The organism is Actinosynnema sp. NPDC023658 (assembly GCF_040639995.1).
Lineage (GTDB): Bacteria > Actinomycetota > Actinomycetes > Mycobacteriales > Pseudonocardiaceae > Actinosynnema.
Map to the genome: position 1 here is coordinate 1 of NZ_JBFAAX010001404.1, position 1174 is coordinate 1174.

The 1174-nt window shown below is 76.2% G+C and carries 2 protein-coding genes; both read left to right on the plus strand.

The window, feature by feature from the left end:
• Nucleotides 1-53: 53 nt before the first annotated feature.
• On the plus strand, nt 54-461 hold the full coding sequence (locus tag AB0G02_RS41340; protein ID WP_360806368.1) for a DJ-1/PfpI family protein: 408 nt from the start codon (nt 54-56) through the stop codon (nt 459-461).
• A 303-nt stretch (nt 462-764) separates the two neighbouring features.
• On the plus strand, nt 765-1174 hold a 410-nt coding region (locus AB0G02_RS41345; protein ID WP_360806371.1), incomplete at its 3' end, for an MFS transporter.

Below are 1174 nucleotides of genomic sequence, written 5' to 3' on the forward strand. Positions count from 1 at the left end.
CCGCGGGGCTCCCCCCGGTTTTCAGCGGGGAGCGGGGGGGGGGGGGGGGGGGGGTGGTGCGGGCCGCCGGGGTGGTGGGGCGGTGGCTGCCCCGGGTCCCCCCGGCGGCGACGTGGACCACGTCGGTGTGCAGCGGGTCGACGTTGCTGGCGCAGGCGGGCATCCTCGACGGCCGTCCCGCCACGACGCACTGGGCGGTGCGGGACGAGCTGGCCGCCCTCGGCGCGGTGGTGAGCACCGACCGGGTCGTGGTCGACGGGGACGTGGTGACCGGGGCCGGGGTGTCCGCCGGGATCGACATGGCGCTCACCCTCGTCGGCCGCATCTGGGGTGACGACCGGGCCCGCTTCACCCAGCTGTTGATCGAGTACGACCCCGACCCGCCCTACCGGACCGGTTCCCCCGAGGCGGCGCCCGCCGAGCTCGTCGCCTTCGCCCGGGGTGTGTTCGCGGGCCGCTGACACCCGCCACCACCGGCACGACGGGCAGCCGCCGTGCCGGTGGGCGGTCACGACGACCCGCGAACGCACCCAGGGCGGGACGCGGACCTCGGCGCCACCGACACGCGGCGCGTGCCCGTACCGCTGGGCCTCCCGCGTGAACCCGTCGGTCATCTGCGCAACCCCGCTCGCGGTCACCCTCCGGGCTTGTACGGTGACGTGCCGGTCGCACGTCGCACCACTCGTGACCCGTCCGGCCCGGGGAACTCATCGGTCACGTCGGAGAGCGGGGCAGCGTTGGTCGGGGGCACGGGGTTCCGGGCGGTGTTCGGGGTGCCGGAGTTCCGGGTGCTGTGGTCGGCCGCGGTGCTGTCCACGGTCGGTGACCAGCTCGCCCGGGTGGCGCTGTCGGTGCTGGTGTTCCAGCGCACCGGGTCCGCCGCGTGGACGGCGTTGACCTACGCGTTGACCATGCTGCCGGCCCTGGTGTCCGGGGTGCTGCTCACGGGCCTGGCCGACCGGTACCCGCGACGGACCGTGATGGTGGTCGCGGACGGGGTGCGGGCCGTGCTGCTGGCCGTGATGGCGGTGCCGGGCGTGCCGCTGCCCGCGGTGGCCGCGCTGCTGGTGCTGGCGCAGCTCGCGGAGCCGCCGTTCGCCGCCGCCCAGGGCGCGCTGCTGCCGACCGTGCTGGGCGGGAAGTACGAGGCCGGGCAGTCCGTGCACCTGATCAC